We start from the raw sequence: 26,915 nt of genomic DNA on the forward strand, positions 1-26,915 counted from the left end.
GGGGGCGCGATCGCCGGGACGGTCCTGACCGCGCTCTCCGTGGCCGCGCTGGCCGCCACGGCGGGGCTGGCCGGCCCGCCCGGGATGGTCAGCGCCGGGCTCGCCTACATCGCGCTCTTCGTGGGCACCGCGGTGACGGGGGTGCTGTGCCTGGAGATGACGCACGAGGCGGTCGGCGCCACCGAGCGGACCACGGTCACCTCGACGGGCTCGCTCTCGCTGCAGTCGGGCGGGATCCTGGCCAACCTGACGCTCGGCACCCTGGCCACGCAGGCGGGCCTCGCCGCCGCGTGGGGCGCCGCCGCGGTGGTCATGGTGTCGTCGGCGCTGCTGTTCGTGCGGATGCCGGTGGCCGTGGACCCCAGTCCAGCTCGGGTCCTACCGGCACGATCCGGCTCGGGTTGATGTGGGTCTGGGTGATGTAGTAATGACGCTTGATCTGGTCGAAGTCGGTGGTCTCGTGGAAGGCCGGGATGGCGTACAGCCGGCGCGCGTACGCCCACAGCGCCGGATAGTCCGTCAGCCGCCTGACCGAGCACTTGAAGTGGCCGTAGTAGACGGAGTCGAATCTGGCCAGGGTCGTGTAGAGGCGCACATCACTGTCGGTGAGGGTGTCGAAGAGGTACTCCGACTCGGCCAGGCGCACCTCCAGGAAGTCGAGGGTGGTGAACACCCGCGCCACCGCCTCCTCGTACACCTGCTGGTCACGGGAGAAGCCGGCCTCGTAGACCGCGTTGTTGAGGCCGTGGTAGAGGCGGTCGTTCATGATGTCGACGTCGGGCCGCAGGCGTTCCGGGTAGAGGTTGGGTGAGGTGCCCCACGACGTCTCCAGATCGAGGGTGATCTGCGGGAAGTCGTTGGTGACGATCCGCTTGTCCCTGGTGTCCCAGACGCAGGGGACGGTGTAGCGGCCCGCGTAGCCGGGGTCGGTGGCGTGGTAGAGCTCCGACAGGTATTCCGGGTCGCCTCCTGGCACCCGCCAGCCCTTCTCGTCGCGGATGGGGTCGACGATCGTGACGTCCAGCAGGTCTTCCAGGCCGAGGAGCCTGCGGACGATCAGCACCCGCTGTGCCCACGGGCAGGCGTAGGAGGCGTAGAGCCGGTAGCGGCCGGGCTCGGGAGGGCCGAGCCGTTCGGTGAAGCGGTTCGGCTGCCGGACGAAGCGGCCATCATCTGAGATCTCGCGGCTCAGCTTCATGACCCCTAGTAGAACATGATTCGGATGCAGAACTATATTCGGGACTGTGGCGAAATTTGCGGTGACCCCCTCGAACGCGGCGCAGCGAGAGGCGTGGGTCGGTGGGACGATCCCCGAAGTCGAGCGGGTACGCCCGGGGCTGTGGTCCGTCCCCGTGCCGATCCCGGTCAACCCCCTCCGGTACGTGCTGGTCTACGTCCTCGAACTGCCCGGCGGCGTGGCGATCGTCGACGCCGGATGGAACACCGACGAGGCGTACGACGCGCTCGTGGCCGGACTGGGCGTGGCCGGATACGCGATCACCGACGTCAAGGGCGTGCTGGTCACCCACATCCACCCCGACCACTACGGGCTCGCCGGGCGCGTCCGTGAGGCGTCGGGCGCCTGGATCGCGCTGCACCCCGCCGACGCCCGCCTGCTGCGCGAACGCTACGACGACGAGGTCGTCGACACCCTCGTCCGGCGGGAACGCGCGCTGCTGCGCCGCTGCGGGGTCCCCGAGCTGACGCTGGACGAGCTGGCCGGGGCCTCCATGATGATCCGGCACGTGGTCTCGATGGCCCGTCCGGACCGGCTGGTGGAGGACGGCGACGACCTCGGCCTGCCCGGCTGGGACCTGCGGGCCGTCTGGACGCCCGGCCACTCGCCGGGGCACCTGTGCTTCGTCTCGCCCTCGCGCAGGGTGCTGTTCTCCGGAGACCACGTGCTGGCCAGGATCACGCCCATCGTGGCCGTGCACCCCCAGTCGGGGCCGAACCCGCTGGCCGACTACCTCGACTCGCTGGCTGCCGTGCGCAAGCTGGAGGTGGACGAGGTGCTGCCGGCGCACGAGTACCGGTTCCTGGAGCTGGCCGAGCGGGTGGACGCCGTGATGGCGCACCATGACGCGCGCCTGGCCGAGATCGAGCGGGTCGTGGGCGCGGCCGGGGGCGGCGTGGCGTGCTGGGAGGTGGCCACCCGGCTGACGTGGTCGCGGCCCTGGGAGACGATCCCGCCGTTCATGCGGCGCTCGGCCAACAACGAGACGCTGGCCCATCTGGTGTGGCTGGCGGCCAAGGGCCGCGTGGTCAGGCAGGCGGGGGAACCCGAGCTGTGGCACGCCCCCTGACGGCCGAGGGGACGGGGCGGCCAGTTGTCTCCCTCCGGGGGAACCCGGGCGGTTATCGTTACTCGTAACAGAATGTTGTTCTCCTGTGCGGGAGGTTCGATGCTCCGGTTCGATGACAGGGTCGCGATCGTCACGGGGGCCGGGCACGGCCTCGGGAGGTCGCATGCGCTCCTCCTGGCCGAGCGCGGCGCCAAGGTCGTCGTCAACGACCTCGGGGGCGCGCTCGACGGCACCGGCGCCTCGGCCGGGCCCGCCGCCGAGGTGGCCGCCCTCATCGCCGAGAACGGCGGCCAGGCCGTGGCCAGCACCGACAACGTGGCGACGCCCGAGGGCGCCAGGGCCATCGTGCAGGCGGCCGTCGACGCGTACGGCCAGGTCGACATCGTGGTCAACAACGCGGGCATCCTGCGCGACAGGTCGTTCGGCAAGATGACGGTGGAGGAGTTCGACGCGGTGCTGGCCGTGCACGTACGCGGCTCGTACCTGGTGAGCCAGGCCGCCTACCCGCTGATGAAGGCCGCCGGCTACGGGCGCGTGGTCAACACCTCCAGCCCGGCCGGCCTGTTCGGCAACTTCGGCCAGGCGAACTACTCCACCGCCAAGATGGGCCTGGTGGGCCTGACCAAGACGATCGGGATCGAGGGCGCGCGCAACGGCATCAAGGCCAACGCGATCGCGCCCATCGCCTGGACCCGGATGACGGAGGCGCTGCTGCCGGCCGAGTTCGAGGCCAAGTTCGCGCCCGAGCGGGTCAGCGCGCTGGTGGCCTATCTCGTGCACGAGTCGTGCGAGGTCAGCGGCGAGGTCTTCAGCGTCGGCGGCGGCCGGGTGGCCCGCGTGTTCGTGGCGGAGGGGCCGGGCTGGAAGACCGACGACCTCACGCCGGAGGCGATCGCGGCCAACTGGGAGTCGGTGATGGCCGAGCAGCCTTACGTGCTGACGGCCGGCGACTCGATGAAGGCGATGCTCTGAGCCCGTACCCGAAGGTCCGGCCGTTCCCGCCGCAGGGCGTCGCGTGTCGGCGGTGGGGGCGGCGGACTCAGCCCGTTCGGACCTTTACAAACATGCTTTGTTCGATCTTCGGCGAAAGTCAGGGGAGTTTGGTCGATCCTCACTCTTGATTTGCCGCATAGGTGATCATATTGTCGCGACATGACCCCCCAGCCGGGCTCCGCCGGCGACGTGCTGACGTTGATCAGCGCGGGCTCCGCGACGACCCGTTCCGATCTGGCGAGGCTCACCGGCCTGGCCAGATCCACCATCTCCCAGCGGGTGGACGCGCTGATCGAGCGCGGCCTGGTGGAAGAGACCGAGAGTGGCGAGTCCACCGGCGGCCGCCCTCCCCGCCAGCTCCGCCTGCACACCGAGAAACACGCCTTCGCGGGCGTTGACCTGGGCGCCACGCACTGCCGGATGTCCCTGATGGACATCTCGGGCAACGTGCTGGCCGAGTGCGAAGACGCGCTGCACATCGGCGAGGGGCCCGACAACGTGCTCGCCCACGTCGACCAGCGCCTCGACCACCTCCTCGGCCAGGCGGGACGCCCCCGCAAGGCACTGCGCGCGCTCGGCATCGGGGTGCCGGGGCCGGTGGAGTTCGCCACGGGCCGGCCGAACAACCCGCCGATCATGCCCGGCTGGAACGACTACCCCGTCCCCGACTACTTCGAGGGCGTCGAGGTCCTGGTGGACAACGACGTCAACGTGATGGCGCTGGGCGAGCACCGCAACGCCTACGCGGGCACGAGCCACCTGCTGTTCGTCAAGGTCGGCACCGGCATCGGCTGCGGGATCATGGCCGAGGGCAAGCTGCACAGGGGCGCCCAGGGCTCGGCCGGCGACATCGGCCACATCCGGGTCAGCGGCCACGACGACGCCGGCTGCCGGTGCGGCAACAGCGCCTGCCTGGAGGCCGTGGCCGGCGGCGCCGCCATCGCGCGGCGGCTGACCGAGCTGGGCCTGCCCGCAGAGTCGGGCGGCGACGTGGTGGCGCTCGTCCAGTCGGGCAACACCCAGGCGCTGCGGCTGGTCAGAGAGGCCGGCCGGCTCATCGGCGAGGTGCTGGCCAGCCTGGTCAACTTCTTCAACCCCGAGGTCATCGTCATCGGCGGCGCGCTGTCGCGGGTGCACGAGCATCTCCTGGCCGGGATCAGGGAGACGGTCTACCGCAGGTCGCTCCCGCTGGCCACGAACCATCTGTCGATCACGCCGAGCCGTACGGGCATCAACGCCGCCGCGCTCGGCGCCGGAATCCTCGCCATCGAGCATTACCTGTCACCGGACAACATCAACCGCATCGTCAACGCCTGATAGAACGCCTGAAAGGGACCTCCCGATGCTGGTCATGAAGGGCATCGTCAAGCAGTTCCCCGGTGTGCGCGCGCTGGACGGAGTCGACCTGGACGTACGGGCGGGCGAAGTGCACTGCCTGCTCGGCCAGAACGGCGCCGGCAAGTCCACCTTGATCAAGGTGCTGGCCGGAGTCCACCAGCCGGACGAGGGCACGATCCTCTTCAACGGCGCGGAAGTGCGCCCCGGCAGCCCCATCGACGCCATCAAGCTCGGCTTCGCCACCATCTACCAGGAACTCGACCTGGTCGACGGGCTCTCCGTGGCCGAGAACATCTTCCTCGGCCACGAGCACGCCCGCCTGGGCTTCGTGAACCGGGCCGCGGGCCGGCGCGCGGCCCGCGAGGTGCTCGAACGGCTCGGTCACGCCGAGATCCGCCCGTCGACGGAGGTCGGGCGGCTGCCACCGGCCGCCAAGCAGGTCGTCTCGATGGCCCGCGCGCTCTCCCACGACGCCCGCCTCATCATCATGGACGAGCCGTCGGCCGCCCTCGCCCACGACGAGGTGGCCAACCTGTTCCGCATCATCCGCGAGCTGACCGCCCAGGGCGTGGCCGTGGTCTACATCTCCCACCGGCTGGAGGAGATCCGCGAGATCGGCGACCGGGTCACGGTGCTGAAGGACGGCCGCACGGTGGCCGTCGGACTGCCCGCCCGCGACACGCCGACCACGCAGATCGTCTCCCTCATGACCGGCCGCAACGTCGAGTACGTCTTCCCGCCCAGGGGCAGGCGCACCCTGGGGGATGAGGTGCTCCGCGTCGAGGGCCTCAGCTCTCCCGGCGTGTTCAGGGATGTGTCGTTCTCCGTACGGGCGGGCGAGATCGTCGGGCTGGCCGGGCTCGTCGGCTCGGGCCGCTCGGAGATCCTCGAAGCCGTGTACGGCGCCCGTCCCGCCTCCGGCCGGGTCCTGCTCGACGGCCGCCCGGTGCGCCGCGGCGTCGTCAGCACGGTCAAGCGCGGCATGGGCCTGGCCCCCGAGGAACGCAAGGCCCAGGCCCTGCTCCTCGACCAGAGCGTCACCGCCAACATCACGCTGGGGAGCCTGCCGGAGTTCGCCAGGTTCGGCTGGATCGACCGCAAACGGGAGCGGGCCGAGGCCAAGCGCCTGTCGGAGATGCTCGACATCCGGCCACCCGACCCCGAACGCCCGATCAGGACCCTGTCGGGCGGCAACCAGCAGAAGGCCGTGCTCGCTCGCTGGCTCATCGGCGGGCGCAAGCTGCTCCTGCTCGACGAGCCGACCCGGGGCGTGGACGTGGGCGCCAGGGCCGAGCTGTACGCGGTGATCCACGACCTGGCCGAACAGGGCATCGGCGTGCTGCTGGTCTCCAGCGAGGTGCCCGAGGTGCTCGGCCTGGCCGATCGGGTGCTGGTGCTGCGCGAAGGGGTGGTCATCCACGAGGGCGAGGCCGCCGGGCTCGACGAGCACCGCGTACTGGACATGATCATGAATGGGAGGGCGGCGTGATGAGCGAGCCCACAACCGACCGGCCCGTGGGGAAGACGGCGACGCCGACGCTGCCGTCCATCCGCGGGGTCGGAGAGCTGCGACATCTCGGCCTGTTCGGCGCGCTGGCCCTGCTGGTCGTCGTCGGGCTGGTCACCCGGCCGGAGAACTTCGCGACCGCCTCCAACCTGGCCAGCATCCTGTCGCTGGCCGCCACGATCGGCGTGATCACGGTCGGGGCCACGTTCGTCATCATCGGCGGCGGCATCGACCTGTCGGTGGGCGCGGTCATGGCGCTGGCCTCGGTCTGGGCGACGACACTGGCCACACAGTCGTACGGGCCCGTGGTGATGGCGATCTGCGCGATCCTCGTCGGCACGGGGGCGGGGCTGGTCAACGGGTTACTGATCGCGTACGGGCGGCTGGTGCCGTTCATCGCCACGCTCGCGATGCTGGTGGCCGCCCGGGGCCTGGCGCAGCGCATGTCCGACCGCAAGACGCAGCTCGTCCAGACCGACAACTCGGCGCTGGTGGACCTGTCGACCACCCGCGTGCTCGGCATCCCGGTGCTGGTCTACATCTTCGCCCTGGTGGTGGTGCTGGGGTGGGTGCTGCTCAACCGCACGACGTTCGGGCGGCGCACGTACGCCGTGGGCGGCAACCTCGAGGCGGCCCGGCTGGCCGGGATCAACGTGCGCAGGCACACGATGCTGCTCTACGCGCTGTCGGGGCTGTGCTGCGGCATCGCCGCCATCCTCATCATGGCGCGTACGACGACGGGCTCGTCCACCCACGGCGACCTGTACGAGCTGGACGCCATCGCCGCCGTGATCATCGGCGGCACGCTCCTCACCGGGGGGCGGGGCACGATCATGGGCTCGATCCTGGGCCTGCTGATCCTCACCTTGATCACCAACCTCTTCATTCTCAACGGGCTCAACACCAGCGACCAACTGATCGCCAAGGGCCTGATCATCGTCGTCGCCGTCCTTCTCCAGCGGCGGAACCTGAAGGAGAGATCACCATGAGTGACAACGTCGCGCGCAGGGGATTCCTGGTCGGCGGAGCCGTACTGTTAGCGGCGGGCTGCACCAGCAACGAGCCCGCCGCCGCGCCCTCGAGCGCCGCCCCCGCGCCCGCCCCGGCTGCCAGCGGCAACGACCAGCCGGGCACCAAGGTGGTGATCGGCTTCTCCGCGCCGGCCGCCGACCACGGCTGGATCGCGGCCATCGCCAAGAACGCCGAGGCCACCGCGAAGCAGTACACCGACATCGAGTTCAAGCCCGTCGAGCCCACCAACGACATCAACCAGCAGATCTCCGCGGTCGAGTCGCTGATCGCGGCCAAGGTGAACGCCCTGGTGATCCTGCCCAACGACGGCCAGCAGCTCAACCAGGTCGCCCTGCAGGCCACCGAGGCCGGCATCCCGGTCATCAACCTCGACCGCATCTTCCCCGACAAGCTCGCCTACCGGTCGTGGATCGGCGGCGACAACTACGGCATGGGCGTGGCCGCCGGCCACTTCGTCGGCGAGCAGCTCAAGGGCAAGGGCGTGACGAACCCCGTGATCGTCGAGATCCAGGGCATCGCCACGCTGCCGCTGACCCAGGACCGCAGCAAGGGCTTCGCCGACGCGCTGAAGACGTACGGGTTCAGCGTCACGGCCAAGCAGGACGCCAAGTTCACGGTCGAGACCGGCAACCAGGTGGCCACGTCGCTGCTGCAGGCGCACAAGAAGATCGACGCGCTCTGGAACCACGACGACGACCAGGGCGTCGGCGTGCTGGCCGCGATCAAGGAGGCCGGGCGCAACGAGTTCATCATGGTCGGCGGGGCCGGCTCGCTGAACGCGATGCGGGAGATCCAGTCGGGCTCGTCGGTGCTGCAGGCCACGGTCACCTACAGCCCGACGATGGCCTCCTCGGCGATCAAACTCGCACGTCTGATAGCACAGGGAAAGGGCATGAGTGATCTGGTGGAGAACCAGGTTCCCCAGTCCCTCACGCTCGCGTCCGAGACCATTACCAAGGAGAACGTCGAGAAGTATCTGGCGCTCGGCTTCGAATCCTGATCGGGGGTTGCATGTCAGACAAGACCACCATCGGCGTGGGGATGGTCGGCTACGCCTTCATGGGCCGCGTCCACTCCCAGGCCTGGCGAAGCGTGGGAGCCTTCTTCGACCTGCCGCTGACACCGCGCATGGCGGTGCTCGCGGGCCGGTCGAAGGAGCGCACCGAGGCGGCGGCAGCGCAGCTCGGCTGGGCCGGCATCGAGACGGACTGGAGAGAGCTGGTCAAGCGCGACGACGTGCAGATCGTCGACATCTGCACGCCGGGCGACTCCCACGCCGAGATCGCCATCGCGGCGCTGGAGGCCGGCAAGCACGTGCTCTGCGAGAAGCCGCTGGCCAACAGCGTCGCCGAGGCCGAGGCCATGGTGGCGGCGGCGGCCGCGGCGCCGGGCAGGAGCATGGTGGCCTTCAACTACCGGCGGGTGCCCGCGGTCGCGCTCGCCCGCCGGTACGTCGAGGAGGGACGGATCGGCGAGGTCAGGCACGTACGCGCCGCCTACCTGCAGGACTGGATCGTCGACCCCGAGTTCCCGCTGGTCTGGCGGCTGCAGAAGGACAAGGCCGGGGCGGGCGCGCTCGGCGACATCGGCTCGCACATCGTCGACGCCGCCCAGTTCATCACCGGGCAGCGCGTGGTGGGCGTGTCGGCGCTGACGGAGACGTTCATCAAGGAGCGCCCGCTGGCGGCGGAGTCGGCGGGGCTGGGCGCGACCGGCTCCGCCGCCCGGGGCACGGTCACCGTGGACGACGCGGCCCTGTTCATCGGGCGGCTGTCGGGTGGCGGGCTGGCCTCGTTCGAGGCCACGCGCTTCGCCAACGGGCGCAAGAACGCGATGCGCATCGAGATCAACGGCTCGCTCGGCAGCCTGGCCTTCGACTTCGAGGCCATGAACGAGCTGTGGTTCAGCGCGAACGGCGGCGGCTTCGAGCGCATCCTGGTGACCGAGCCCGACCACCCGTACGTCGGCGCCTGGTGGCCGCCCGGCCACGGCCTCGGCTACGAGCACACCTTCACCCACGAGATCAAGGACTTCCTGGAAGCGGTCGCCACCGGGGCCGACCCCACGCCGTCGTTCGCCGACGGGCTGCGGGTGCAGCGGGTGCTGGAGGCGGTCGAGCGCAGCGCGGCTGAGGGCAGCCGTTACACGGATGTGGAGGATCGATGAGACCAGTCACGCTGTTCACCGGGCAGTGGGCCGACCTGCCCTTCGACGAGGTGTGCCGGCTGGCGGCCGAATGGGGCTACGACGGGCTGGAGATCGCCTGCTCCGGTGACCACTTCGACGTGGCCCAGGCCGTGGCCGACCCGTCGTACGTGGAGCAGAAGCGCGCCCAGCTCGACAAGCACGGCCTGAAGGTGTGGACGATCTCCAACCACCTCGTCGGCCAGGCGGTCTGCGACCACCCCATCGACGAGCGGCACAAGGCGATCCTGCCCGCCCGCATCTGGGGCCACGGCGACCCCGAGTCGGTGCGCCAGGCGGCGGCCGAGGACCTGAAGAACACCGCCCGCGCCGCCGCGCTGCTGGGCGTGGACACCGTGGTGGGCTTCACGGGGTCGTCGATCTGGCACACGGTGGCCATGTTCCCGCCGGTGCCCGCCTCGATGGTGGAGGCCGGCTACCAGGACTTCGCCGACCGCTGGAACCCGATCCTCGACGTCTTCGACGAGGTGGGCGTGCGGTTCGCGCACGAGGTGCACCCGAGCGAGATCGCCTACGACTACCACACCACCGTGCGCACGCTGGAGGCCATCGGCCACCGGCCCGCGTTCGGCCTGAACTGGGACCCCTCCCACATGGTGTGGCAGGACCTCGACCCGGTGGGGTTCATCCTCGACTTCAAGGACCGCATCTACCACGTCGACTGCAAGGACACGCGGATGCGCGTCGGCGACGGCCGCAAGGGCCGCCTGTCGTCGCACCTGCCGTGGGCCGACCTGCGCAGGGGCTGGGACTTCGTCTCGACCGGGCGCGGCGACGTGCCGTGGGAAGACTGCTTCCGCGCCCTGAACGCGATCGGCTACGAGGGGCCGATCTCGATCGAGTGGGAGGACGCGGGCATGGACCGGCTCGACGGGGCCAAGGAGGCGCTGGGGTACATCCGCCGCCTCAACTCCATCACCCCGCCGGCCACGGCCTTCGACGCGGCCTTCTCGACCACGTAGGGGGGCCTCGGACGGATCGGGTCCTCCCCTCCGCGGGGAGGACCCCTCCGCCGGTCAGTCCATGACGACGATCTGGCGCAGGACCTCGCCGCCGCGCAGGGCCTCGACCGCGTCGTTCAGGTCGCCCAGGCGGATGCGGGCGCTGATCATCGACTCCAGGTCCAGCAGGCCCGTCTTGTGCAGCTTGGCGAAGTACGGGAAGTCGTGCCGCACGTCGGCCTCGCCGTACAGGCTGGACAGCAGGTTCTTGCCCTCGAACAACAGGCTGAAGGCGGAGATCGACACCATGTCGTCCATCGCGCCCGCCCCGACCACGATGACGTCGCCGCCGGCCCTGGTGATCTGCCAGGCGCTCTGGATGGTGGCCGACTTGCCGACCACCTCGAAGCCGTAGTCGAAGCCGCTGCCGCCGGTCAGCTCGTTCAGCGCCTCGGGGACCTGCTCGGGCGTGACCGCGTGCGTGGCCCCGACCTTCCTGGCCAGCTCGTGCTTGGACTCCAGGGGGTCGACGGCGAGGATCGTCCTGGCGCCGGAGACGCGGGCGCCCTGGATGACCGACAGGCCGACGCCGCCGCAGCCGATCACCGCGACGGTGGCGCCTGGGCGCACCTTCGCGGTGTTGACGGCGGCGCCGACGCCGGTCGTGATGCCGCAGCCGATCAGGGCCGCCGCCTCCCACGGCAGGTCGTCGTCGACCTTGATCGCGCCCTGCCAGGGCACGATGATCTCCTCCGCCCAGGTGCCGCACCCGGCCATCCCGAACACCGTCGCGTCGTCGCCGCCCAGCCGGAAGTTGCCCTTGCTGAAGGACTCGATGACGTACTTCATGCACAGGTACGGCTGGCCGCCCACGCACAGCTCGCACTCCTGGCAGGCCGGGCGCCAACTGATGACCACGTGGTCGCCCGGCTTGACCGAGCTGACGTGCTCGCCCACCTCGACCACCTCGCCCGCGCCCTCGTGGCCGGGGACGAGCGGCACGGGCTGGGGCAGCACACCGGACATGGCCGACAGGTCCGAGTGGCAGACGCCCGTGGCCCTGATCCGCACCCGTACGTCGCCCGGCCCGACGGGGGCCAGCGTGACGTCGTCGCGGATGTCGAGCTTGTCGTTGCCTACGGCGTGCAGGATCGCGGCGCGCATGGGGGTTCCTCCTCGTGCCTGGGGGCTATTCCTCGAGGGACAGAGCGGCTTTCGGGCAGGACCTGACCGCGTGGCGGACGCGGTCCCGCAGGTCGGGGGGTGGTTCTGGCAGCAGGATGTGGAGCTGGTCGTCGTCGTCCACCTCGAACACCTCCGGCGCGAGCCCCATGCACACGGCGTTGGCTTCGCAGACCAGCTCGTCTACCTTCACCTTCATGTGAGCCTCCTGTGGTCCCATGAGACCACTTTCGTGCGCTCGACGACGTACGCGATCCGCTTGAGGCCGGTCTTCTCCACGTACGGGCGCAGCAGCTCGTCCGGCACGCCCGGAGTCATCCTGCGGGCGATCAGCATGCCGACGGCCATCACGCGGTCGCGGTCGTCCACCCGCCGGGCGGTGCCGTAGAGCAGGACGCCGCGCAGCTCGTCGTAGTTCTCGCCGGTCTCGATCAGGCAGCTCACCCGGGGGTCGCGGGCCAGGTTGCGGGCCTTCTGCGCCTTGCCGTAGGTCCAGAAGGCCACGCGCCCCTCGTCGAGGCCGTAGAACATGGTCACCAGGTGCGGTGTGCCGTCCTGGTTGACGGTGGCCAGTTGCAGCTTGCGTGAGCCTTCGAGGAACGCGGTGACTTCGTCGTCCGGCATGGCGATGCGCGCGCGCTGATTCACGCTGCCAAGTAGAACAGGTTGCAGAACGGGCCTGCAAGAGTCCGCTGGAATGTTGTTCGGTTCGGCTAGGGTGCATCCCTATGACAATGCCGTCAGAGCTGCTGTACGCGGCAGAACGCGCCAAGGGCTTCATGCCGCCACAAGAGGGGCTGGCCCTGTTCGACACGGCCTGCCGGTACGGCAAGCTCGGCCCCATCTGCGAGATCGGCACCTACTGCGGCAAGTCGGCCATCTACCTCGGCGCGGGGGCCAGGCAGAGCGGGTCCGTGGTCGTCACGGTCGACCACCACCGCGGCTCCGAGGAGATCCAGCCGGGCTGGGCCCACCACGACCCGACACTGGTGGACCCCCGGTTCGGGAGGATGGACTCGCTGCCGACGTTCAGGTCCACGATCGCGGCGGCCGGGCTGGAGGAGGAGGTGATCGCGGTCGTCGGGCGGTCCGAGCAGGTCGCGGCCCTCTGGAACACGCCGCTCGGCCTGCTGTTCATCGACGGAGGCCACTCCGAGGAGCCGGTGACCAGCGACTACGAGGGCTGGGCGCCGCACGTCGTGACGGGCGGGGCGCTGGTCTTCCACGACATCTACCCCGATCCGGCCGACGGCGGGCAGGCGCCGTACCGGGTCTACCAGCGGGCGCTGGCGTCGGGCGCGTTCGGCGAGGTCGCCGTGACGGGCTCGCTGCGGGTGCTGGAGCGCGTCGGACCGGGAATCTGACGTTCCGGCCGACGCGCCCGCGTTCTTGTCGCTCAGTACCGGTGGCGGCGGGTCCAGGAGCGGCGGATGTGCGACTGCCAGGTCTGGAAGTCGTCGTGCGTGTGCGCCTCGTGGCCGAGCGCGATGAGCGCCTGGTCCGTCCAGGAGGCCGCCTCGTCGGGCTCGGTCCCCGCCAGGATCGCCACGGCCCGCGTCCCGTGGTCCGGCAGCGCGCCCGACCGCAGCCGCGCGGCCGCCGCGAACGCACACCCCTGCGCCAGGTACGCCCGGAACCCGTCGGCCGCCGCGTGCTCGGTCAGCCACCACAGCTCCTCGGGCTCGGCTCCGCCCGTGTACGTGGCCGCGAACCCGACCCCGCTCCACAGGTCGGCCCGCCGCACCGCCGGATAGCCGCCGATGCGCGCGGCCACGTCGTCGGGCGCGGCGCCGTCGTGGTACCACAGCAGCCGCCCCAACCCCTGGTCGAACACCGCGCAGTGCGCCCGGGTGAACAGGTCGGGCATCGTCCGCTGGCCCACCATGCGGTCGGCCCTGGTCAGGCTCCACTGGAAGCCGAACCCGTCCACGGCCAGCCAGCGCAGCAGCGGATGGGCCCGCCGCGCGCCCCACACCGGGCGCAGCCGCAGCAGCGCGTAGCCGCGGCCGGCGCCCAGGTAGGCGGCGTGGCGGTGATGCTGGGCGGGGCCGGCAAGTAGCTCGTGAAGGCGCCGGCCCCGAGTCAGGGTGAGCAGGTCGAGCACGGTGCAGGCGGCCGCGGCTCCCTCGTAGCCGAAGGGCCGCTGCTCTTCCCGGATCTCCTCGACCTTCTCGACTTCTCGCGACATCACCGCGTTGTAGCCGAAGACGTACGATCGCTCGGCGTTCGTGAAGACCGTGCGGGCCGCGCCGCCTCTGAGCCGGAACCTGCGCCGGCCCAGGTCCGATTCCAGTGGATCCTTGGTCAGGAACCTCCGCAGCCCTTCGGCCCGCGACAGCTCCGGCTCAGTTGCCGATGCAGATGTCGGCTCGGTTGTCGGCTCGGTCCCGACCTGGTCCAAGAACGATGTTGTGCCCGTGTCGCCCACGCTTCCCCCGAAGACGCCTCGTACGGCCAGACACGAAGCTAGTAACCCCATTGCGGCGTCCATCGGCGGCGCACCGGATTTCCCCGGCAAAGAACCGGCAAAAGCCCTTGTGCCCGAGCTCAGCGCCGCACTCTTCAGGGACTGTCTTCGACCGGTGGCACGCGTACGGCGGCGCACCCGCACACCTCGGGATCGGACACCGAGCCGCCCTCGATGTCGCGGAACAGCCCGGACCCCGGCGAGAGCCCGAGCAGCGCGTCGGCTGCCAGGACCACGGCGGCCGCGGTGTAGCCGGAGCGCTCGTGCGGGAAGTGCCTGCGGTTGGCGAACTGCCACCCGGTCCAGTACGAGCCGTCCGCGTGCCGCAGATGCTGCACGTCGGCGAACAGCGCCCGCGCCCGCTCCCCGTCACCCAGCGCGTCGAGCGCCAGCACCAGCTCGCACGTCTCGGCCCCCGTGACCCACGGCTCGTCGGAGACGCACCGGATGCCCAGCCCCGGCACCACGAACGTGGCCCACTCGCGCTCCAGCAACTCGTACGCCCGCCGCCCGCGCACCGCGCCGCCCAGCACCGGGTAGTACCAGTCCATCGAGAAGCGGCTCTTGTCCGCGAACGCCTCGGGATGGGCAGCCAGCACGTGCGCCAGCCGGTCGGCGGCCAGCTCCCAGTGCGGCTGCGGGTCCTTCAGCCGCTCGGCGAGCAGCACGCCGCAGCGTAACCCGTGGTGGATGGAGGAGCACCCCGTGAGCAGCGCGTACGTGGCGGCTCTGCCGTGCGCGTCGCGCTCCCAGACGACCTCGCCCCGCTCGGTCTGCAACCCCGACACGTAGTCGAGCGCCGCCTTGACCATCGGCCAGCTCTCCTCGGTGAAGCCGCGGTCGCCGGTGACGAGGTGGTGGTGCCAGAGGCCGACGGCGGCGTAGGCGGCGTGGTTGCTCTCGCCGCCCGGCTCGGTGGGCACGTCGCCGACCAGCTTCATCGGCCAGGAGCCGTCGGGGCGCTGGTGGCGGGCCAGCCAGGCGTAGCCGCGGCGTACCGGCTCGGTGAGCCCCGCCACGGACATCGCCATCAGGCACTCGACGTGGTTCCACGCGTCGACGTGTCCTTCCGGCCAGGGCACGCCGCCGTCGTCCTGCTGGATCGCCGCGATGCTCTCGGCCGTCCGCACGACCTCCGCGCGGGAGATCATGGCTTCCTGACGTAGAGCACCACGCTCTTTCCGATGAGCGGGTTGAGCAGCGTCTCGGCGATCCTGGTGGCGGCCGGGCGCTTCATGATGTCCCAGACCAGCAGCTCGTGGTACGCCTTCGCGAGAGGGTGCTCGTCGTTGTTGACGCCGACGGCGCACTTGATCCACCAGTAGGGGGCGTGCAGGCCGTGGGCGTGGTGGTGCGGGCCGATCTCGAAGCCGGTGGACTTCAGCTTGGCCGACAGCTCGGCCAGCGTGTAGATGCGTACGTGGCCGCCGGGAGCGGTGTGGTAGTCCTCGTCCAGCGCCCAGCAGATCCGCTCGGGCAGGAAGCTCGGCACGGTGACGGCGGCCGTGCCGCCCGGCCTGAGCACACGGAAGATCTCGCGCATGGCGGTCATGTCGTCGGGGATGTGCTCCAGCACCTCGGCCGCGATGACGCGGTCGAAGGCGCCGTCCTCGAATGGCATGTCCAGCGCCGTGCCCTGGACGGTCTGGGCGTTGGCCCCGGCCGGCACCTCGCCCGCCTTGTCCATCGCCGCGAACATGCCCGCCACGCCGTCCAGCTCCGACTGGTCCATGTCGAACGCGGTCACGTCCGCCCCGCGGCGCAGCACCTCGAAGGCGTGCCGCCCGCCGCCGCAGCCCAGGTCGAGCACGCGTACGCCGGGTCCCACGGGAAGGCGGGCGAAGTCCACCGTCAGCACTGGTTGCCTCTCCTCTTGCGGTTCTCGATGGCCTCGTGGTAGGCGTCGACGGTCCGCTTGGCCACGACGTGCCAGGTGTAGCGCTCCATGACGCGGTCGTATCCGGCCCGCCCCACCCGCTCGCGCTCCTCGGGCGAGTCGTGCAGGCGGCGCAGCACCGCGGCCAGCTCCTCCGGGTCGCCCGGCGGCACCTGTACGGCCGCGTCGCCGACGACCTCGGGCAGCGCCCCGGTACGGCTGGCGACCAGCGGCGTGCCGCAGGCCATGTGCTCGACGGCCGGCAGCGAGAACCCCTCGTAGAGCGAGGGCACGACCGAGATCTCCGAGGTGGCGATCAGCTCGCCCAGCTCGTCGTCGGAGATGCCGTGCACGAAGCGCACCCGGTCCTGCAGAGACAGCTCCTGAACGAGCTGCTCGGTCGGGCCGCCGGGCGTGGGCCTGCTGACGACGGTGAGGTGCACGTCGCGCTCGGTGGCCAGCTTCGCCACCGCGCGCAGCAGCGTCGCCACGCCCTTCATCGGCGAGTCGGCGCTGGCCACGGCCACGATCGAGCCCTTGCGCCGCGGCTTGTCCGGGCGCGGGTGGAAGTAGCGGGTGTCCACGCCGAGCGGGATCAGCCGCAGGTTGGCCTGGGGGACGTTGAAGTCGCGGTGGATGTCGGCCAGCGACGACTCGCTGACGGTGAGGATCGGGCTCAGCCGGGGCGCGACCCTGGACTGCATCTTCACGAAGCCGTACCAGCGGCGCAGGCTCAGCCTCTTCCCGCCCTCGGCGGCCTCCAGTTCGATGCGCCGGTCCACGCTGATCGGGTGGTGGATGGTGCCGACCACGGGGAAGAGCTTCTGGATGCCGAGCAGGCCGTAGCCGAGGGTCTGGTTGTCCTGCACGACGTCGAAGTCGCCGACCCGCTTCTTCAGCTCGCGGTGGGCCCGCAGCGTGAACGTCAGCGGCTCGGGGAAGCCGGCGGTCCACATGGTGCCGACCTCTAACCAGTCGATCCAGTCGCGGTATTCGTGCAGCTTGGGCGTTCTGAACGGGTCCTCGTCGCGGTAGAGGTCGAGGCTGGGCACCTCCCGCAGGATGACGCCCTCGTCCAGCTCGGGATAGGGCTGGCCGGAGAACACCTCGACGTGGTGCCCGAGCGCGACCAGCTCGCGGCTGAGATGGCGGAGATAGACACCCTGGCCACCACAGGTGGGCTTGCTGCGGTAGGACAGAAGCGCGATCCGCAGCGCACGATCCCGCACGGACACCCCTTTCTCCGCCGGTAGGGCCCTGAGCCGGGCGTGTACCGTGAAAGATGACCTTAGTCCGAGAAGGCTACCATTCGGTAGGTCGGCTGGAATTGTTCACAATGACCGCTATAGGTCGTGCGAACTGCGACGTTGCCGTGACCGAGCGTGGTTCGGTGGAACGTGTTCTATGCGGCTTGGTGCCTCACCGCACTGCTTAGCTGTACATTCCCGTCCCAAAGGGATGGGGTAGGCGAAAGTTGGAGGACCCCTTGGCCAGGCGCGCTCTGATCACCGGCATCACCGGCCAGGACGGTTCCTACTTGGCGGAGCACCTCCTTGAGCAGGGGTACGAGGTGTGGGGGCTGGCCCGCGGGCAGGCGAACCCGCGCGTGTCCCGCATGCGCAAGCTGCTGACGGACGTCCGGGTGGTCCGCGGTGACCTGCTGGACCAGGGGTCGCTGATCTCGGCTGTGGAGCGGGTCCAGCCGGACGAGGTGTACAACTTGGGGGCTATCTCGTTCGTGCCCATGTCGTGGGAGCAGGCCGAGCTCACGGCCGAGGTGACCGGGATGGGCGTCCTGCGGATGCTCGAGGCCATCCGTGTGTGCTCGGGCGTGTCACGGGGCGGGGACTCGGCCGGACAGATCCGCTTTTATCAGGCTTCGTCGTCCGAGATGTTCGGACAGGTCAGCGAGACGCCCCAGACCGAGCGCACCGCCTTCCACCCCCGCTCGCCGTACGGGGTGGCCAAGGCGTACGGGCACTTCCTGACGCAGAACTACCGTGAGTCGTACGGGATGTTCGCGGTGTCCGGGATCCTGTTCAACCACGAGTCGCCGCGCCGCGGGGCCGAGTTCGTCACCAGGAAGGTCTCGCTCGGGGTGGCCCGGATCAAGCTGGGGCTGGCCACGGAGCTGCGGCTGGGGAACCTGGAGGCGCGGCGCGACTGGGGGTTCGCGGGCGACTACGTCAAGGCCATGCACCTGATGCTGCGGGCCGCCGCCCCCGAGGACTACGTGATCGGCACCGGGCGGATGAAGTCGGTCAGGGAGCTGGTGGCGGCCGCCTTCAGCGCGGCGGGCCTCGACTGGGAGCGGTACGTGGTGACCGACACGGCCCTGCACCGGCCGGCCGAGGTGGACCTGCTGTGCGCCGACCCGAAGAAGGCGCGGGCGCAGCTCGGGTGGGAGCCACGGGTGTCGTTCGACGAGCTGGTGGCCATGATGGTCGAGTCGGACCTGCGGCTGCTCACCGACGGCGGCGACCCCCACGACGACGACTCCTGGCCCTGACCTCCCTCGCCCTCTCTTGCGCCTGCCGTGTCCGGCTCCGCTGTGACGTTCATGGCCGGGTCGCGCGGCGGTAGGCGCCGGGCGTCAGGCCGAAGTAACGGGTGAACCAGCGGGTCAGATGGCTCTGGTCGGCGAAGCCCGCCCGGACGGCCGCCTCCGCGATGGGGCTGCCGGAGGCGATGAGCGCGCGGGCCGCTCTGAGGCGGAGCTGGCGCTGGTAGTCGCTGGGCGGCAGGCCGTACGCGGCGTGGAAGGCGCGGTAGACGGCGTACCGGCTGGTCCCGGTCTCGCGGGCGAGGTCGTCGACGGTCACGTCGTCCGTGAGGTGGTCGTGGAGGAGCTCCCTCACCCGTCCGGCCACCGTCTCAGGCCCGGAACCCTCGTCCGCCCTCATGATCGGGGACGCGGCCGCCCGCCGTACGATGCTCGCGACGGTGGCGGTGAGCAGCTCGTCGCGGCGCAGGGCGGTGGTGCGGCCGTCGAGGAGCGCGGTGTGCAGCGCCCGCAGGGCGCCCGCGAGTGCCGGGTCGGCCACCACCGGGTCCGTGAAGAGCGGCAGCCCGGCAGGCCGGCCTGACGCGTCTCTCAGGGCGTCGGCGACCAGCTCGGGGCCGATGTGGACGATCCGGTAGGTGAAGCCGCGCGGGTCGGTGGCGTGGCCGTCGTGGGGGTCGTCCGGGTTGAAGGCCATCACCATGCCCGCCGCGCTGGTGTGCCCCGAGCCCCGGCAGGTGAACGACTGCGCGCCGGTCTCCGTGACGCCGAAGGAGTACGTCTCGTGGCTGTGCCGGTGGTAGACGTGCCGCTCGAAGTGGGCGTACATGGCCTCCAGCGGCCGGTCGGGCGACCGCCAGTAGCTGGTCCAGTCATGCGCCATCCCTTCATTGTGGCCGCCGTATTGACAAAGAGGATTTTTACGTAAAGGATTGTTTTTGCGATGAGAGACGTCCTGTACCTCGAAGAGATCGAGCAGGCCGAGGCCCTGCTCAAGCCGCAGCGCGTGGAAGTGCTGCGGCAACTGGCCGAACCACGTACGTGCTCGGAGGTGGCCGAACGACTCGGCCAGACTCCGCAGCGGGTCTACTACCACGTCAAGCGGCTGGTGGAGGCCGGGCTGGTGGACCTCGTGGCCGAGCGCAAGGTGCGCGGCATCAGCGAGGGCATCTACCAGGCCGGCGCGCGGTCGTACTGGCTGTCGCCGCGCCTGGTGGGCCGCATCGGGCTGCGCCGGGCACGCGACGAGCTGAGCCTCGGCTACCTCCTCGACCTCATGGAGGAGGTCCAGGCCGACATCGCGGCGCTCGACAGGACAGCGCCCGAGCTGCCGTCGATCGGACTGTCCGGGGAGATCCACGTGCGTCCGGAGAACCGCCAGGAGTTCCTGAACGAGCTGCAGACCATGCTGCAGGACCTGTTCACCCGTTACGGAGGGGACCAGGGCGACGCCTTCAAGCTGGCCGTCGCCTGCTACCCCAAGACCGAGCAAGAGCCCAGAGGAGAGCAAGACCATGACTGAGCCCCTGATCATCCATGCCCGCATCCCCGCGCCGCTCAAGCAGGTGCGCCAGGCCCTGACCGACCCCGAGAGCATGCGGATCTGGCTGGCCGAGCACGTCGAGGTGGAGCTGCCCGACCGTTTCGGCTTCTGGGGGCGTACGACGCCGGAGGGTGACGCGCCCCACCAGCGCCTGCTGCACGCCGACGAGCGTTCGGTGCGCTTCGCCTGGCTGCTCGACGGTGAGGAGACGACCACCGAGATCGCGCTGGCGCCGGAGGGCGACGACGTGACGCTCGTGACCCTGTCGCAGACGCACTTCGACTTCCAGGACGTCATCACGGGCAAGAGCATCCGGGGAGTGCTGCAGACGTACTGGTGCCAGGTGCTGACCATCCTGGCCGAGCACCTGGAGGGCCGCGTGCTGACGCCCATGCAGGACTTCACCTCGACGGACCTGAGCGTCACGGTCGAGATCGAGGCGTCGCCGTCGGAGGTGTTCAAGTCGATCACCGACTCCGAGGCGGTGACGAAGTGGTTCGGCTACCCGATCGAGATCGAGCCGTTCGTGGGCGGGCGCTTCGCGATGGGCGGCCTGGACAACAACCCCGACCCGGCGAAGGTGCTGGAGCTCGTGCCCGACCGCAAGTTCGCCGTGGGCTGGGGCGGCCCGGGCGTCGGCACCTGGGAGCTGGAGGGGTCCGGTGGGAAGACGCGGCTGACCTTGGTCCAGAGCGGTTTCGACGAGTCGCGGCCTCCGTACGCGGCGTGGGGCGGATTCCTGTCGGGCGTCGCGGAGCTGCGGCGCTACCACGAGGTGCCCGACTGGAAGCCGGTCGTCGTGGCGTAGGCGCACGAGCGTTCAAGACCTGGCGGGGGCGGGGCGGGGAGGCTGGTCGCCATGCGTTTCGACACCAAGATCGGCATCGTGGTCCGGTCGGATCTGGCCGCATGGCAACGCCTCAACGTCACCGCCTTCCTCGCCAGTGCCGTGGCGGGTGGGGTGCCGTCCGTCATGGGGGAGCCGTACGGGGACGGGTCGGGGAACACGTACCTGCCGATGTTCGGACAGCCCGTGGTCATCTATGAGGGTGACCTGGAGGCGTTGCGGGTCGTTCGGGAGAAGGCCGTGGGGCGGGGGATGGACGTGGCCGTCTACATCGAGGAGATGTTCAAGACGGGGAACGACGAGGACAACCGGGCTGCGGTGCGGGCGGTGGGGGCTGAGGAGATGGGGCTGGTGGGGGTGGCCGTACATGGGGGGAAGAACGCGGCCGACAAGGTCCTCAAGGGCCTGCGCCTCCACCCCTGACCACCCTGCGACAGCCCACCTCGCCCATCCCGCACGGGTGCCGCACAACACCGCCCATCCCGTACGTACGTCGCACGGCACCGCCTGCGCCGGACGGATCGCCGCCGCCATCCCCGCACGAACTGGCCCGCCCATCCCCTCGCGGCACCGCCCGCTCCCGCACGGACCGCCCCTGCGCGGTGCTGCCCGCCTCCGCACGGACCGACCCGCCCATCTCCTGCGCGGCGCCGCCGGAACGGACCATGGCCGCACAGCCTCACCCCGCACATCTACGGCCCGACATGCCTTCGACGCCACCTCCGACTTCGTCGCCAGGCGGAGCCTCTGCCAAAGAAATCTCCGTCACCTGCTGCTCAGGCTGCCCACACTTCAGGGACGGGGCCTGACCGTTGTCCACAGAACCCCGTTCGGCTCACCCGCGTCCTGCCCAACCTCAGGATCCTTACGGCCATGAACCACTCGCTCCCAACACCCCCCTCCCTGAGCACCACCCCGGCAGCCGCGTCCGACCCCCAATGCCCGCCCCAGCCTTCGCCCCCCACCCTCCCGCCAGGGCCCACCGACCCACCCGCTTCCCGCACTACCACCACTCCACCACCGACGCCGGATCCACCCTCTACGCGCACCGCCCCACCACCACCACCACCACCGGCTCCCGCCCGGTCCCTCGCCTGCACCACGCCACCACCGCCCACTGACATACCGTCCAGCGGCGCAGTTCCCCGGCCAGGACCCGCCCTGCCACCAACCGACCCGATCTCACCGCGAACGCCCCCGGCCGGCACGGTCTCACCGCGAACGCCGCAGCCCGGCACGGCCTTGCGAACGCCGCCGACGGGCACGGTTTCACCGCGAACGCCTCCTACCGGCACGGTCTCGGCACGAACGCCACCGACTGGCACGGCAGCACGCCCACCGTCACCGACTCCACCGTCACCGACTCCACCGTCACCGACTCCACCGTCACCGATTCCGGCGTCACCGATTCCGGCGTCACCGATTCCGGCGTCACCGATTCCGGCGTCACCGAATCCACCATCACCACCAACCCCATCATCACAACGCCCATCCAGGCCCGGACCTCAGCAGTCACCCGGTGGCCATCCCTCGGCCTTGCCTCCATCCCTGGTCGAGCGGGCCCGCCGCGTGACCGCTGCCGTCCCGCAGGCGGTCGCCTGCCGTCAGACGGCGGCTCACATCTGGGGCCTCCAGGTTCTCCCCACCCCTGAGGCCGATTGGCCCGTCGAGGTGATCGCCCCCGGCCACCTCGCGTTCCCCGACTGCGTCACCTACGTGTGGCCGACCGCCCTTCCCGACGAGGACGTCACCGATCACCGGGGCGTCCGCATCACCACCATGGCCCGCACAGCCCTCGACTGCGCCCGATGGCTCCCGCGCATGGACGCCGTCGCAGCCCTCGACCAGTTCGCCCGCAGGGGCGTCGACCTCGAAGCTCTGTGGCGCCGCCCGTTCAACACCTGGAGCCTGCGCGACACCCTCAGCCTCGCCGACAGCGGGGCCGCCTCACCCAGGGAGAGCTGGCTCAGGGTCATCCTCGTGGACGGCGGCCTCCCCAGACCCACCACCCAGATCAGGGTGGAGCTGGGAGCCGACCGGTTCGCGTACCTCGACATGGGCTGGGAGGAGTTCAAGGTCGCGGTGGAATATGACGGACGGGAACATCACACCTCCATGCCCGACCAGCAGCGCGACGCGGACCGCCGGGACGAGCTACGGCGGCGAGGCTGGCGCGTGATCGCCGTTCGGAGAGACGTCATCCCCGCCCAGATCGCCGACCTCCTCCACCACGTGGCAAACGCCCTGATCGAGCGCGGCTGGCAACCGGGTCCGCAGCGTACGATCCGGATCCTCTCCCGCATACGCGCGGCCCGCCGCAGGTCCCGCTTCCGATTACCCCTCACCTGCTCTGGAGCCCGACCTGTCCCTGCCGCAGCCCGCATACCGTCGTGCCCCCTGCAGCACCACCGCACGGCCTCACCACTGTCGTGTGGCGCAACCCTGGCCTCCACGCGCGACGAGAGCCGACTCTCGCAGGTAAGTCTCAGCACAATGGGCGATCTGGTCTCGCCTCCAGCCCTTTGGAGGCTGGGGCCGGGAATCTGGGCGGCATCGGTCCCAGCGTCAGCTCCATTAACGAAGCGCGCGCCCATATCTTCGGGAGACGCACGCCCGTCCCGTTCGGCAGGCACGCGCACGTCCCGTTCGGGAGACGTGCTCCCGTCCCGTTCGAGGCGCGCCCACGTCCAGTTCAGGAGACGTACGCCCGTCCCGTTCGGGAGACGCGTGCACGTAACGTTCGGGAGGCGTGTGTTCGCAAATCTTCGGGAGGCGCGCGCTCGGATGTTCCGGAAGCATGCGCCTGTGCGCTTCGCGAATTCATCGTCCTGCGAGCGCGTTGTCAGTCGTGGGCAGTCGTGGGCAGTCGTGGGCAGTCGTGGGCAGTCGTGGGCGGCAGTGGGCGGCAGCGGGCCGAGACATGCGGACACATGGCAGGCCGGTGGCAGTGATCGGTCGTCGCCATGCTCCTGCGGTCGCTGTGCCGCCTGTGACCCCCGCGTCCGCTCTGTCCGCGTCCGCTCTGTCCGCGTCCGCTCTGTCCGCGTCCGCTCTGTCCGCGTCCGCTCTGTCCGCGTCCGCTCTGTCCGCGTCCGCTCTGTCCGCGTCCGCTCTGTCTGTGGTCGGCGCGGACGTGCCCAGGTTGGTGTGGCTGGATGCGCTGTGCGGCGTCGGTGCCGGGTTGGGCTCCGCTCACTCACGTCAGCCGATGGTGACGGGCAGTTCTTTGATGCCGTTGATGAAGTTCGAGCGCAGTCGTCGGGCGTCACCTGTCTGCTGGAGGCGTGGGTAGCGGCGCGCCAGTTGCTCGAACAGGATCCTGAGCTCCAGCTTGGCCAGGTGGTTGCCGAGGCAGAAGTGCGGACCGCCGCCGCCGAAGCCGATGTGGGGGTTGGGGTCGCGGCCGATGTCGAAGACCTCGGCGTCAGGGAAGACGGAGACGTCGCGGTTGGCGGAGGCGTAGAAGACCACGACCTTGTCGTTCGCCTTGATCTCCTGCCCGCCCAGCACCTGGTCGGTCGTGGAAGTGCGGCGGAAGAGGTTCACGGGTGAGACCCAGCGGACGATCTCGTCTGCCGCCGTCTTCGCCAGGGTGGGGTCGGCGACGAGGCGGTTCCACTGGTCGGGGTGCTCGAAGAGGGCGAGCATGCCGCCTGAGGCCGCGTTGCGGGTGGTCTCGTTGCCGGCTACCACCAGAAGGAGGACGAAGAGGTCGAACTCGTTCTCGTCGAGCGTTTGGCCGTGCTCGTCCGGCTGGAGGAGTTTGGTGACGATGTCGTTCTTGGGGTTGGCCTTGCGCTTGGCGGCGAGCTGGTTGGCGTAGGCGTAGACCTCCATGGCGGCGCCCGAGCCCTCTTCCGGGTTCGCGGCGTAGTCGGGGTCCTGGGCGCCGATCATGCGGTTCGACCAGTTGAACAACTTGTCGCGGTCGGACACCGGGGCCCCGAGCAGTTCGCAGATCACGTAGAGAGGCAGGGGCGCGGCGACTTCGGTGACGAAGTCGATCTCGCCGGTCAGTTTGTCGAGGAGGTCGTCGCAGATGCCACGGATGTGATCTTCGAGTGCGCTGATCGTACGTGGGGTGAAGCCTCGGTTGACCAGGGAGCGTCGCCTGGTGTGCTCCGGCGGGTCCTGGTTGAGCATCATGTGGCGTTGCAGCGCGACCTGGTCTTCGGCCATTTCGTCGAAGAGGGCGAGCCTACGGTGGGAGGAGAAGAGCTCGGAGTGCCGCGAGACGTGCACGACATCCTCGTAGCGGGTCACGGCCCAGAACCCGGGCTCGCCCTCGTGCCAGTGGACGGGGGAGTTCGTGCGCAGCCAGGCTAGCTGGTCGTGGGGTGGTCCAGCGGTCGCGTATAGGTCCCTGTCGACGAGGTCGATATGCACCCGGAGTCACCCCTTGATCTAACGCTTGGTTAGCTGCTGTTGAAACGTGTTCTATTACGTGACTGTACGGTCGTCAAGGACAGGTCTCCGGCACCCTGACCTTCGTCTCCCGCATAGGTCTCACCGTCTCTCCTGTATGTCCCGGGTCTTCCGCGTATGTCCGCCGCTTCCCGTTCGCGTATCTGCCGTTTCCCGCGTGCGTCCGCCGTCCCGTGTGCGTCCGCCGTTTCCCGTGTCCGTTCGCCATCTCGTGTGCGTTCGCCGTTTCCCGTGCGTAGCCGTCGTTTCCCGTGTGCGTCCGTCGTCTCATGTGTGTCTGCCGTCTCCTGTGCCTGCCGGCTCCTCTGTGTCCGCTCTCCCAGTCGGCTGCTCGGATACCGGGCCGGGTCCTGTGCCGTGCGCTCCTTGCATCGCGCGTTGTCCTGGCTGTGTTCGTTCTCTCGGCTGGGTGCTTGGGCTCTTGTCGTTCTCGGTCAGGACTCGGGGGTGGTGTCGTGGGGGGTGTGTGCTCTCGCGTTGTGGGCTTTGCTCGGGCTCGTGTGGCGGGCGTCTCGCGTTGGGTTGCGCGCATTCTCGGTGGGTCCTTACGTGGCTAGCTCGGTGTGGGGGTGCCTGGTCGGCTCCGGGTGGGCGGGGCTGGTTGGTGGTCAGGTTTCGTCTGGGTGTCGTCCGATGTTTTCGAGGATGTGCTTTCAGGAGTGTGGACGGAGTCGTCGGGACGGTTAAGTGGGTTCACAGGTGGCGGATCGGCGTCGAGGTGTCTTTCGAGGTCACGGATCGGATGTATCCGTCACGGCACCCTTGACATGCTCCGCCTCACGGCACGAGCATCGAGAGACAAGACATCCGATGTATATGAGAAGGATGCGGTGTGAAGCTGCTGCGAGTAGGACCCGTCGGTCAGGAGCGACCGGTGGTCATGGACGACGCCGGTAACCTGCGCGACATCGGAGAGCCTGAGATCGACGGGGCTTTCCTCGCCTCCGGGGGAGTGGCGCGCGTTCGTGACGCGCTCGGGCGCGGTTCCCTGCCCGTTGTCGAGGCCGAAGGGCTGCGGATCGGCGCTCCGATCGCGCGTCCGGGGAAGATCGTTTGCATCGGTCTGAACTTCAGCGATCACGCCGCCGAGTCCGGTGCAGCAGTGCCTGCCGAGCCCGTCGTGTTCATGAAGGCGAGCAACACCGTGGTCGGCCCGTACGACGAGGTGCTCGTGCCTCGGGGCAGTGTGAAGACCGACTGGGAGGTGGAGCTGGCCATCGTGATCGGGCAGGAGGCCCGCTACCTCGGCAGCCGGGAGGAGGCGTTCGGCGTGATCGCCGGGTACGCGATCTCCAACGACGTCTCCGAGCGCGAGTTCCAGCTCGAACGCGGTGGGCAGTGGGACAAGGGCAAGTCGTGCGAGACGTTCAACCCGATCGGTCCGTGGCTGGTGACGACCGACGAAGTGGGCGACCCGCAGAGTCTGGCCATGCGCCTGTGGGTGAACGGTGAGCTGCGTCAGAACGGTGACACCAAGAACATGATCTTTGATGTCGCGGAGGTCGTGCGGTACCTGAGCCAGTTCATGGTGCTGGAGCCCGGCGATGTGATCAACACCGGCACCCCGGCCGGGGTGGCCATGGGGATACCGGGGCAGCCGTACCTGCGGGCCGGTGACGTGGTGGAGCTGGAGATCGAAGGGCTGGGGCGGCAGCGGCAGACGGTGGGGCAGGCATGACGGCGACGGGACACGGCGACACCGGCCCGGCGGCCGGTCGTGATGATGCCGGTTCGGTGGCCAGTAGTGGTG

Annotated in this window: 27 protein-coding genes and 1 pseudogene; 17 read left to right on the top strand and 11 right to left on the bottom strand. The window is 69.8% G+C overall.

The features are described 5' to 3' along the window. The coding region (locus ABD844_RS24020; RefSeq protein WP_344882018.1) for a hypothetical protein at nt 1–405 on the top strand (405 nt) is incomplete at its 5' end. Here the strand turns inward: ABD844_RS24020 and ABD844_RS24025 are convergent. Then, nucleotides 311–1,198, bottom strand: coding sequence for a glutathione S-transferase family protein (locus ABD844_RS24025; RefSeq protein WP_344882023.1), 888 nt, complete (start codon nt 1,196–1,198; stop codon nt 311–313). The two genes, ABD844_RS24020 and ABD844_RS24025, sit on opposite strands and share 95 nt — an antisense overlap. A 46-nt stretch (nt 1,199–1,244) precedes the next feature. Between ABD844_RS24025 and ABD844_RS24030 the strand changes: the two genes are divergently transcribed. From ABD844_RS24030 to ABD844_RS24065, 8 genes are all read left to right on the top strand, one after another. Then, nucleotides 1,245–2,306, top strand: coding sequence for an MBL fold metallo-hydrolase (locus tag ABD844_RS24030; RefSeq protein WP_344882026.1), 1,062 nt, complete (start codon nt 1,245–1,247; stop codon nt 2,304–2,306). 99 nt (nt 2,307–2,405) lie between these two features. Then, on the top strand, nt 2,406–3,278 hold the full coding sequence (locus ABD844_RS24035) for an SDR family NAD(P)-dependent oxidoreductase (protein WP_344882029.1): 873 nt from the start codon (nt 2,406–2,408) through the stop codon (nt 3,276–3,278). Nucleotides 3,279–3,458: 180 nt separating this feature from the next. Next, entirely contained in the window at nt 3,459–4,616 is a 1,158-nt protein-coding gene (locus ABD844_RS24040; protein ID WP_344882032.1) for an ROK family transcriptional regulator, read from the top strand. Between the two features lie 25 nt (nt 4,617–4,641). Next, nucleotides 4,642–6,126 carry a sugar ABC transporter ATP-binding protein gene (locus ABD844_RS24045; RefSeq protein WP_344882035.1) on the top strand — a complete coding sequence of 495 codons (1,485 nt, stop codon included), beginning with the start codon at nt 4,642–4,644 and terminating at the stop codon, nt 6,124–6,126. Continuing rightward, a complete protein-coding gene (locus ABD844_RS24050; RefSeq protein WP_344882038.1) occupies nt 6,126–7,133 on the top strand; it encodes an ABC transporter permease in 1,008 nt (335 codons plus the stop codon). Before ABD844_RS24045 ends, ABD844_RS24050 begins: the two co-directional genes overlap by 1 nt. Continuing rightward, on the top strand, nt 7,130–8,176 hold the full coding sequence (locus ABD844_RS24055; protein WP_344882041.1) for an ABC transporter substrate-binding protein: 1,047 nt from the start codon (nt 7,130–7,132) through the stop codon (nt 8,174–8,176). Before ABD844_RS24050 ends, ABD844_RS24055 begins: the two co-directional genes overlap by 4 nt. 11 nt (nt 8,177–8,187) lie before the next feature. After that, nucleotides 8,188–9,342, top strand: a complete 1,155-nt coding sequence (locus tag ABD844_RS24060) for a Gfo/Idh/MocA family protein (protein WP_344882044.1) — start codon at nt 8,188–8,190, stop codon at nt 9,340–9,342. Beyond that, nucleotides 9,339–10,343, top strand: coding sequence for a sugar phosphate isomerase/epimerase family protein (locus tag ABD844_RS24065; protein ID WP_344882047.1), 1,005 nt, complete (start codon nt 9,339–9,341; stop codon nt 10,341–10,343). Before ABD844_RS24060 ends, ABD844_RS24065 begins: the two co-directional genes overlap by 4 nt. Before the next feature lie 54 nt (nt 10,344–10,397). Here the strand turns inward: ABD844_RS24065 and ABD844_RS24070 are convergent, their stop codons facing one another. The 3 genes from ABD844_RS24070 to ABD844_RS24080 are packed head-to-tail and all read right to left on the bottom strand — an operon-like array spanning nt 10,398 to nt 12,152. Further along, a complete protein-coding gene (locus ABD844_RS24070; protein ID WP_344882050.1) occupies nt 10,398–11,486 on the bottom strand; it encodes a Zn-dependent alcohol dehydrogenase in 1,089 nt (362 codons plus the stop codon). Nucleotides 11,487–11,511: 25 nt separating this feature from the next. Further along, nucleotides 11,512–11,703 carry a ferredoxin gene (locus ABD844_RS24075; RefSeq protein WP_344882053.1) on the bottom strand — a complete coding sequence of 64 codons (192 nt, stop codon included), beginning with the start codon at nt 11,701–11,703 and terminating at the stop codon, nt 11,512–11,514. Continuing rightward, nucleotides 11,700–12,152 carry a pyridoxamine 5'-phosphate oxidase family protein gene (locus tag ABD844_RS24080; protein ID WP_344882056.1) on the bottom strand — a complete coding sequence of 151 codons (453 nt, stop codon included), beginning with the start codon at nt 12,150–12,152 and terminating at the stop codon, nt 11,700–11,702. The genes ABD844_RS24075 and ABD844_RS24080 overlap by 4 nt, the downstream gene beginning before the upstream one ends. A gap of 86 nt (nt 12,153–12,238) precedes the next feature. Between ABD844_RS24080 and ABD844_RS24085 the strand changes: the two genes are divergently transcribed. After that, nucleotides 12,239–12,868 carry a class I SAM-dependent methyltransferase gene (locus ABD844_RS24085; RefSeq protein WP_344882556.1) on the top strand — a complete coding sequence of 210 codons (630 nt, stop codon included), beginning with the start codon at nt 12,239–12,241 and terminating at the stop codon, nt 12,866–12,868. A 32-nt stretch (nt 12,869–12,900) separates the two neighbouring features. On the opposite strand, the gene ABD844_RS24090 is transcribed toward ABD844_RS24085, so the two are convergent. The 4 genes from ABD844_RS24090 to ABD844_RS24105 all read right to left on the bottom strand — a co-directional run bounded on the left by ABD844_RS24090 (nt 12,901) and on the right by ABD844_RS24105 (nt 17,082). After that, complete coding sequence (locus ABD844_RS24090; protein ID WP_344882059.1) at nt 12,901–13,905, bottom strand: DUF1702 family protein; 1,005 nt, start codon at nt 13,903–13,905, stop codon at nt 12,901–12,903. 161 nt (nt 13,906–14,066) lie between these two features. After that, the gene (locus ABD844_RS24095; RefSeq protein ID WP_344882062.1) at nt 14,067–15,122 is read right to left on the bottom strand and encodes a prenyltransferase; all 1,056 of its coding nucleotides are present in this window, start codon (nt 15,120–15,122) and stop codon (nt 14,067–14,069) included. Then, the gene (locus tag ABD844_RS24100; RefSeq protein WP_344882065.1) at nt 15,119–15,829 is read right to left on the bottom strand and encodes a class I SAM-dependent methyltransferase; all 711 of its coding nucleotides are present in this window, start codon (nt 15,827–15,829) and stop codon (nt 15,119–15,121) included. Before ABD844_RS24100 ends, ABD844_RS24095 begins: the two co-directional genes overlap by 4 nt. Beyond that, the gene (locus ABD844_RS24105) at nt 15,823–17,082 is read right to left on the bottom strand and encodes a glycosyltransferase family 4 protein (RefSeq protein ID WP_344882068.1); all 1,260 of its coding nucleotides are present in this window, start codon (nt 17,080–17,082) and stop codon (nt 15,823–15,825) included. The genes ABD844_RS24100 and ABD844_RS24105 overlap by 7 nt, the downstream gene beginning before the upstream one ends. A gap of 251 nt (nt 17,083–17,333) precedes the next feature. Here ABD844_RS24105 and ABD844_RS24110 point away from each other — a divergent pair, with 251 nt between their 5' ends. Further along, on the top strand, nt 17,334–18,356 hold the full coding sequence (locus tag ABD844_RS24110; protein ID WP_344882071.1) for a GDP-mannose 4,6-dehydratase: 1,023 nt from the start codon (nt 17,334–17,336) through the stop codon (nt 18,354–18,356). Nucleotides 18,357–18,405: 49 nt separating this feature from the next. Here the strand turns inward: ABD844_RS24110 and ABD844_RS24115 are convergent, their stop codons facing one another. After that, nucleotides 18,406–19,233 (bottom strand): AraC family transcriptional regulator, encoded by an 828-nt coding sequence (locus ABD844_RS24115; RefSeq protein ID WP_344882074.1) that lies wholly within the window; start codon nt 19,231–19,233, stop codon nt 18,406–18,408. Between the two features lie 60 nt (nt 19,234–19,293). Here ABD844_RS24115 and ABD844_RS24120 point away from each other — a divergent pair, with 60 nt between their 5' ends. The 4 genes from ABD844_RS24120 to ABD844_RS24135 all read left to right on the top strand — a co-directional run bounded on the left by ABD844_RS24120 (nt 19,294) and on the right by ABD844_RS24135 (nt 21,861). Next, on the top strand, nt 19,294–19,872 hold the full coding sequence (locus tag ABD844_RS24120) for a helix-turn-helix domain-containing protein (RefSeq protein WP_344882077.1): 579 nt from the start codon (nt 19,294–19,296) through the stop codon (nt 19,870–19,872). Next, nucleotides 19,865–20,701 (top strand): SRPBCC family protein, encoded by an 837-nt coding sequence (locus ABD844_RS24125; protein ID WP_344882080.1) that lies wholly within the window; start codon nt 19,865–19,867, stop codon nt 20,699–20,701. Before ABD844_RS24120 ends, ABD844_RS24125 begins: the two co-directional genes overlap by 8 nt. A gap of 51 nt (nt 20,702–20,752) precedes the next feature. Beyond that, the gene (locus ABD844_RS24130) at nt 20,753–21,163 is read left to right on the top strand and encodes a DUF2000 family protein (RefSeq protein ID WP_344882083.1); all 411 of its coding nucleotides are present in this window, start codon (nt 20,753–20,755) and stop codon (nt 21,161–21,163) included. Nucleotides 21,164–21,678: 515 nt separating this feature from the next. Next, nucleotides 21,679–21,861, top strand: coding sequence for a hypothetical protein (locus ABD844_RS24135; protein ID WP_344882086.1), 183 nt, complete (start codon nt 21,679–21,681; stop codon nt 21,859–21,861). A gap of 164 nt (nt 21,862–22,025) precedes the next feature. Here ABD844_RS24135 and ABD844_RS24140 read toward each other — a convergent pair whose 3' ends face one another. Continuing rightward, complete coding sequence (locus ABD844_RS24140; RefSeq protein WP_344882089.1) at nt 22,026–22,256, bottom strand: hypothetical protein; 231 nt, start codon at nt 22,254–22,256, stop codon at nt 22,026–22,028. A 539-nt stretch (nt 22,257–22,795) separates the two neighbouring features. Between ABD844_RS24140 and ABD844_RS53235 the strand changes: the two are divergent. Further along, nucleotides 22,796–22,972 (top strand): annotated as a pseudogene (locus tag ABD844_RS53235) (DUF559 domain-containing protein); the annotation flags it as partial. Between the two features lie 969 nt (nt 22,973–23,941). Here the strand turns inward: ABD844_RS53235 and ABD844_RS24145 are convergent. Then, nucleotides 23,942–25,126, bottom strand: a complete 1,185-nt coding sequence (locus ABD844_RS24145) for a cytochrome P450 (protein WP_344882092.1) — start codon at nt 25,124–25,126, stop codon at nt 23,942–23,944. 871 nt (nt 25,127–25,997) lie between these two features. Here ABD844_RS24145 and ABD844_RS24150 point away from each other — a divergent pair. After that, a complete protein-coding gene (locus ABD844_RS24150; protein WP_344882095.1) occupies nt 25,998–26,843 on the top strand; it encodes a fumarylacetoacetate hydrolase family protein in 846 nt (281 codons plus the stop codon). Nucleotides 26,844–26,915 lie beyond the last annotated feature (72 nt).

Origin of the sequence: Nonomuraea antimicrobica, from assembly GCF_039536965.1 — a bacterium.
GTDB classification, from domain to species: Bacteria; Actinomycetota; Actinomycetes; order Streptosporangiales; family Streptosporangiaceae; genus Nonomuraea; species Nonomuraea antimicrobica.

Bases quoted from the DNA above. Each gene is read 5' to 3' on its own strand.
- ABD844_RS24125 (WP_344882080.1), top strand. From the start codon at position 19,865: ATGACTGAGCCCCTGATCATCCATGCCCGCATCCCCGCGCCGCTCAAG.
- ABD844_RS24060 (WP_344882044.1), top strand. From the start codon at position 8,188: ATGTCAGACAAGACCACCATCGGCGTGGGGATGGTCGGCTACGCCTTC.
- ABD844_RS24070 (WP_344882050.1), bottom strand. From the start codon at position 11,486: ATGCGCGCCGCGATCCTGCACGCCGTAGGCAACGACAAGCTCGACATC.
- ABD844_RS24130 (WP_344882083.1), top strand. From the start codon at position 20,753: ATGCGTTTCGACACCAAGATCGGCATCGTGGTCCGGTCGGATCTGGCC.
- ABD844_RS24055 (WP_344882041.1), top strand. From the start codon at position 7,130: ATGAGTGACAACGTCGCGCGCAGGGGATTCCTGGTCGGCGGAGCCGTA.
- ABD844_RS24065 (WP_344882047.1), top strand. From the start codon at position 9,339: ATGAGACCAGTCACGCTGTTCACCGGGCAGTGGGCCGACCTGCCCTTC.
- ABD844_RS24040 (WP_344882032.1), top strand. From the start codon at position 3,459: ATGACCCCCCAGCCGGGCTCCGCCGGCGACGTGCTGACGTTGATCAGC.
- ABD844_RS24050 (WP_344882038.1), top strand. From the start codon at position 6,126: ATGAGCGAGCCCACAACCGACCGGCCCGTGGGGAAGACGGCGACGCCG.
- ABD844_RS24135 (WP_344882086.1), top strand. From the start codon at position 21,679: ATGCCCGCCCCAGCCTTCGCCCCCCACCCTCCCGCCAGGGCCCACCGA.
- ABD844_RS24115 (WP_344882074.1), bottom strand. From the start codon at position 19,233: ATGGCGCATGACTGGACCAGCTACTGGCGGTCGCCCGACCGGCCGCTG.
- ABD844_RS24075 (WP_344882053.1), bottom strand. From the start codon at position 11,703: ATGAAGGTGAAGGTAGACGAGCTGGTCTGCGAAGCCAACGCCGTGTGC.
- ABD844_RS24095 (WP_344882062.1), bottom strand. From the start codon at position 15,122: ATGATCTCCCGCGCGGAGGTCGTGCGGACGGCCGAGAGCATCGCGGCG.
- ABD844_RS24045 (WP_344882035.1), top strand. From the start codon at position 4,642: ATGCTGGTCATGAAGGGCATCGTCAAGCAGTTCCCCGGTGTGCGCGCG.
- ABD844_RS24120 (WP_344882077.1), top strand. From the start codon at position 19,294: ATGAGAGACGTCCTGTACCTCGAAGAGATCGAGCAGGCCGAGGCCCTG.
- ABD844_RS24085 (WP_344882556.1), top strand. From the start codon at position 12,239: ATGCCGTCAGAGCTGCTGTACGCGGCAGAACGCGCCAAGGGCTTCATG.
- ABD844_RS24025 (WP_344882023.1), bottom strand. From the start codon at position 1,198: ATGAAGCTGAGCCGCGAGATCTCAGATGATGGCCGCTTCGTCCGGCAG.
- ABD844_RS24035 (WP_344882029.1), top strand. From the start codon at position 2,406: ATGCTCCGGTTCGATGACAGGGTCGCGATCGTCACGGGGGCCGGGCAC.